This is a genomic window from Bradyrhizobium sp. (assembly GCF_004799405.1).
In the GTDB taxonomy this organism is placed as follows: domain Bacteria; phylum Pseudomonadota; class Alphaproteobacteria; order Rhizobiales; family Xanthobacteraceae; genus Bradyrhizobium.
On sequence record NZ_SSMW01000017.1, the window covers coordinates 1 to 4,865 of the forward strand.

The following is a 4,865-nucleotide window of genomic DNA, read 5'->3' on the forward strand; positions in this document are numbered from 1 at the left end:
GCCTTCCGGACCCCCGGCATGTAGTCTACCAGCGGCGCACACAGCGTCGTCGCCAGCATGTCGATGGGACGTTTCGGCCAACGCTGTTTCAGCACGCGGACGACGGTGTGGCCTCGCACGAAGTCGCCAATCCACATGTAAGGGACGATCAGGAGCGGGCGCTCGTCCGACTCGTCGACCTGGGACGGCTCAACCTGGAAAAAAGTTCTTTCGGTCATGGATGATTTTGTCTGGACTTCCGCTCGTATAAGGGTTTTGCCATGGCACGGTGATTTTCCCGAACGGAAGGATGGTCGCGGTCAGCGGATTGTGGCCATGTGTCGATCTGGTCTTGATATCGATGGAAAGATTCCGGAGCGCGCGACCTGTCAGGTTGCGATCCTCGTTTCGGACGAGGGGGTGGATGGAAATGGTCGATGATCTGTCTACGGCAATTTCTCCGGATTTGCCAAGCACAAACGCCGGACCCTGATCGGAGAACGCCATGCAATCGAGTGGGAGCCGCGCGGCGCTGAAGATCGTTGAAATTGGAGACAAGCCGTTCATCAAGTCGGCATTTCCGGAACAAACCTACTTCTTTTCGACCTATGCGGCCGGATCTGTAACCGATCTCCAAGCCAAGATATTCAACATCTCGCTGTCGACGATAAGATATTTACGTGAGCTGCTTTCCGACTCCACAGTCTCCCTGATCGTGTGCCACCCGACGCCGTCTTCGCCATGGGGAGCGAGGGCGGTCTCGCGCGCCCTTTTCAACAAGCGAATCTTCCGCGGGCATGTTCCGCTGTTGCGCGCCTTCGGACCTCAATTTTTGCGAGGCCAGCATTCAGCTCCTCTGGTGGTCCTCGACCAGGATGATTATCCGTTGATCGATCGGTCAAATCTGTTCCTGCTTGAACGTTGCCAACTTTACTTCAAGCGCGAGCTTCCGACCGATCGGTGGCGGGTTTTCTTGAAAACCGCCCATCCCCGCTTGCCGACTTATCGATTTCGCAAGCAAGCGCGCTGGGAGCGATTGATCGAGAAGCTGCGACCTATCTCGCTCGGTTTGCCGCTGCAAGGTCATGGCGGCGGCTACCCGCAATCAACCGAAAAGACGGCGGATGTGTTTTTTGCCGGGCGTGTCGAGGCGTCGTCCTGGGTCAGAAAAGTCGGCGCCGGAGAGCTTGCGAGCCTTTCCGAAGCCGGGGTCAGGGTCGACGCGCCCGAGGGGCGCCTGGGCCCGGAAGAGTTCTATTCCAGGTGCGCATCTGCGTGGCTGACCTGGTCGCCCGAGGGTTATGGGTGGGATTGCTTCCGGCATTACGAAGCGCTGGCCTGCGGTTCGGTGCCGATCATCAATTATCCGACCATCGAACGGCATCGTGCTTTCGTCGACGGCGAGCACGCGCTTTTCTATTCGGGCGAAGCGGGCGCGCTCGGGAACGTCGTTCTCGGTGCACTTGCGGACAAGCAGCGGCTCAGCCGCATCGCCGGCGCCGGGCGCGCCTACGTCATGGAGCACCATACGCCGGCGGCTTTGGCGACCCATGTCGTCGAGCAGGGACTGGCCCTCGGCAGCAGCGGACGATAGCGGGCGCCGCATCGGCCTCGTTCAGGCCGCCGGCGACGGCGAGCGGTCTCGCTGGGCCAGGTGGGCAGCGGCGAGGTTTCGGCGGCCGGCTTCTTCAATTTCAGCCACCGCGCAATCCAGGCCCGAATAAAGATCCTCGCGGGCCGCATAGTCGAGGGCGTTTCGGCGCCAGTCGGCGCGCAGGGCCGCGTCCTGTGCCGACACCAGCGCGGCGCGAAAACTGTCGTTGTCGAATTTTCCGGAGATCACGATGCCGGCGCCGGCGCGGATCACATGCGCCGCATAACCGCAGGCTTCCGTCGTAATGACCGGCAGGCCGTTTGCCAGGGCCTCAAGTATGACGGTTCCGGTGACGTCCTTGCGAGACGGATGCACGAGCAGGTCGGACGCGGCGATCAACGCCGGCGCTTCGTTCGTGCGGCCGAGCAGGATCAGGCGATCCGATACGCCATACCGCTTTGCGAGCCGGCCCAGGCCGTTTCGCGCCAGTTCCGCCGGATCGAACCCCACACAAAGGCATTGCGCGGCCGGCACGGCATGAAGAGCATCGATCACGCGATCGAGTCCCTTGCTTTGCGGATAACGAGCCACGAACAACCAGACCAGCGCGTCATCCGAAAGACCGAGCCGCCGGCGTATATCGGCACGTGCGCGTGCGCGCTCGCCTGCCTCCATGACCTGCGTTCTTTCGAGCGTCGGGGGTAACACCCTCATTCTTGAGGGAGCCGTCCCGTAACTTTCGCGGAATTGCGCCATCTGGTAGTCGGCCAGCAGCAACAGCCGGGTTTTCGATTGATCCCCAAAGCATGCCAGATCCAGCCGTTGATAGCCCCTGACGCGCGGGTTGAGTTTCTGAAAGATCGTCAGCGGCTTCGGAATCGGAGGATCCGCGCAGTACAAAACGTCAAGATGAGGTATTTTGTTGAAGCCGGCGACCACGTCAAAATTGTTCGCCGTAGCCAGAGCCATCGCGCGTGAAAACCGCAGATTGCGGTTATGGTTGAACAGCGCGATGTTGGGAAGACGGACGAGCTTGACGTTCGGCGGCGCACCCTCGGTCTCGCAGCAGAAAATCGTGACATCGTGGCCTCGGTGAACGAGACGTTTGGCGATACCCAGGCAGTCACGCTGCAATCCGCCGGTACTGAAGAGATCAACGATAGCAAGTGCGATACGAATTGTGCGGTCCTTGCAGCTCGGGTGTACTTCAGTTTCAGGAAAAACAGTTTAAGCGCGGCACGCATCAAAGGCAAGTTTGCAACTTTGCATGTTGCGTTTGTACGTTGCGCGGAGATAAGAAGCTGACGAAATAAATCGCGTTTTTCGCCTTGCCGAGACTTGTGGCGAGCGACTGCATCTTTAGAGTCGGCTGAAGACGGATGGCAGGGACGCGCCCCGCTGTCTCAAGGACGGATTTAGGTGGTCCAGGGCAATGATTGCGAAACCAGAACATGTCGACGTGCTGATCGTGGGCGCTGGCCTGTCCGGCATCGGCGCCGGCCATCACCTGCAGCAGAAATGCCCTGGCAAGAGCTACCTGATCCTCGAGGGCCGCGATTGCATCGGCGGCACTTGGGACCTTTTTCGCTATCCCGGCATCCGCTCCGACAGCGACATGTTCACGCTCGGCTATTCGTTCAAGCCGTGGCTCGAGGCCAAGGCGATCGCCGACGGGCCGCGGATCCTGAACTATGTCCGCGAAACCGCTTCCGACAACGGCATCGACAGGAAGATCCGCTTCCACCATCGGGTCAAGCGGGCGTCGTGGTCGTCACCGGACGCATGCTGGACCGTGGAGGCCGAACGCACCCAGGGCGAAGGCGGCGTCGAGACCGTGCTCTTCACCTGCAATTTCCTGTTCATGTGCTCCGGCTACTACAATTACGAAAACGGCTATTCGCCGGAATTTCCGGGCTCAAAGGATTTCGCCGGCCGCATCGTGCATCCGCAGAAATGGAGCGACGACGTCGACTATGCCGGCAAACGCGTCGTGGTGATCGGCTCCGGCGCCACCGCCGTGACCCTGGTGCCGGAACTGGCGAAAAAAGCCGCGCACGTCACCATGCTGCAGCGCTCGCCGACCTATGTGGTCTCGCGCCCGGCGCAGGATCCGGTCGCCAACAAATTGCGGGCAAAGCTGCCGGCCAAACTCGCCTATCACGTCATCCGCTGGCGCAACGTGCTGTGGGGGATGTATTTCTTCCAGCTCTCGAGGCGCAAGCCGGATCGGGTCAAGCAGCTGATCCTGGGCGGGGTGCGGATGGCGCTCGGTCCCGACTACGACATCGCCACGCATTTTACGCCGCGCTACAACCCCTGGGATCAACGGCTGTGCCTGGTGCCCGACGGCGACCTGTTCGGCGCCATCAAGCAAGGCAGCGCGTCGGTGGTGACCAACCAGATCGAGACCTTCACGCCAAAAGGTATCCGGCTCAAGGACGGCAGCGAACTCAAGGCCGACATCATCGTCACCGCGACCGGGCTCAATCTGCAGGTACTCGGCGGCCTCGAGGTCAGCGTCGATGGCCGTAAGGTCGATTTCGCCCGCACCCTGAACTACAAGGGCATGATGTATTCCGACGTGCCCAACCTGGCGTCGGCGTTCGGCTATACCAATGCGTCGTGGACGCTGAAATGCGACCTGACGTGCGAATATGTCTGCCGGTTGATCAATTACATGGACCGCCACGGCTACAAGCAGTGCATGCCGCACAATCTCGACCCCACCATCACCGAATTGCCGTCACTGGATTTTTCATCGGGTTACGTCCAGCGCTCGGTCGCCAAGATGCCGAAACAAGGCTCGAAGCGGCCGTGGCGGCTCTATCAGAATTATGCGCTCGACATCGTCAGCCTGCGTTTCGGCAAGCTCAATGACGGTGTAATGCGATACTCCTGAGGGTTGGGCCGGGCCGGGTCCGCCCTGGCGGCGCCATGGGTGGTTTCGCGTATTTGCGCGTTTGCCCGAATCGGCGATGATTCAGGGACGGTTAACGCCGTATTAATCGGCGAATTCTACGCTAGTCGGTCGAAGCTGCCGACAGCATGAGGAAGTCCATGGACGTCCAGAGAATTGCCATCGATGCCGTAGTTGCGTTGACCGATTGCGACCGTGATGCGATCGCCGCCTTCATCCGCAGGCTTTATCTGGCCGGCGTGAAGGATCCGAAGCGCCTGACCTTCAAGGGCCTGCAGGCGATGGCACGCGGCTGACGGCCGGCAAACGCCTTTAAGCCGCCGCCGCGATCGACTTCAGGAAGCCGTCGATCTCGGCCTGCAGGCTGGTGGTGGA

At 60.7% G+C, this 4,865-nt stretch carries 6 protein-coding genes and 1 pseudogene; 4 read left to right on the top strand and 3 right to left on the bottom strand.

The window, feature by feature from the left end; translation table 11 throughout:
- Both E7813_RS03330 and E7813_RS03335 read right to left on the bottom strand, forming a co-directional pair.
- Positions 1-218, bottom strand: a pseudogene (locus E7813_RS03330) (hypothetical protein); the annotation flags it as partial.
- Entirely contained in the window at positions 190-546 is a 357-nt protein-coding gene (locus E7813_RS03335) for a hypothetical protein (protein WP_291570868.1), read from the bottom strand. The pseudogene E7813_RS03330 and the gene E7813_RS03335, both read right to left, overlap by 29 nt.
- Positions 547-1,015: 469 nt before the next feature.
- Between E7813_RS03335 and E7813_RS03340 the strand changes: the two genes are divergently transcribed.
- Positions 1,016-1,573: a glycosyltransferase gene (locus tag E7813_RS03340; RefSeq protein ID WP_291570870.1), complete on the top strand. Its 558-nt coding sequence runs from the start codon at positions 1,016-1,018 to the stop codon at positions 1,571-1,573.
- Positions 1,574-1,594: 21 nt separating this feature from the next.
- On the opposite strand, the gene E7813_RS03345 is transcribed toward E7813_RS03340, so the two are convergent.
- Positions 1,595-2,686, bottom strand: coding sequence for a glycosyltransferase family 4 protein (locus E7813_RS03345; protein WP_291570875.1), 1,092 nt, complete (start codon positions 2,684-2,686; stop codon positions 1,595-1,597).
- Between E7813_RS03345 and E7813_RS03350 the strand changes: the two genes are divergently transcribed.
- The 3 genes from E7813_RS03350 (at position 2,570) to E7813_RS03360 (ending at position 4,786) form a co-directional block, all read left to right on the top strand.
- Entirely contained in the window at positions 2,570-2,878 is a 309-nt protein-coding gene (locus E7813_RS03350) for a hypothetical protein (RefSeq protein ID WP_291570877.1), read from the top strand. The genes E7813_RS03345 and E7813_RS03350 overlap by 117 nt on opposite strands.
- Before the next feature lie 127 nt (positions 2,879-3,005).
- Positions 3,006-4,472: an NAD(P)/FAD-dependent oxidoreductase gene (locus tag E7813_RS03355; protein ID WP_291570872.1), complete on the top strand. Its 1,467-nt coding sequence runs from the start codon at positions 3,006-3,008 to the stop codon at positions 4,470-4,472.
- A gap of 158 nt (positions 4,473-4,630) precedes the next feature.
- Complete coding sequence (locus E7813_RS03360) at positions 4,631-4,786, top strand: hypothetical protein (protein WP_291570874.1); 156 nt, start codon at positions 4,631-4,633, stop codon at positions 4,784-4,786.
- Positions 4,787-4,865 lie beyond the last annotated feature (79 nt).

Excerpts from the sequence above, each read along its gene's own strand:
- E7813_RS03335 (WP_291570868.1), bottom strand. The coding sequence starts at position 546 with ATGAACGGCTTGTCTCCAATTTCAACGATCTTCAGCGCCGCGCGGCTC.
- E7813_RS03360 (WP_291570874.1), top strand. The coding sequence starts at position 4,631 with ATGGACGTCCAGAGAATTGCCATCGATGCCGTAGTTGCGTTGACCGAT.
- E7813_RS03355 (WP_291570872.1), top strand. The coding sequence starts at position 3,006 with ATGATTGCGAAACCAGAACATGTCGACGTGCTGATCGTGGGCGCTGGC.
- E7813_RS03350 (WP_291570877.1), top strand. The coding sequence starts at position 2,570 with ATGGTTGAACAGCGCGATGTTGGGAAGACGGACGAGCTTGACGTTCGG.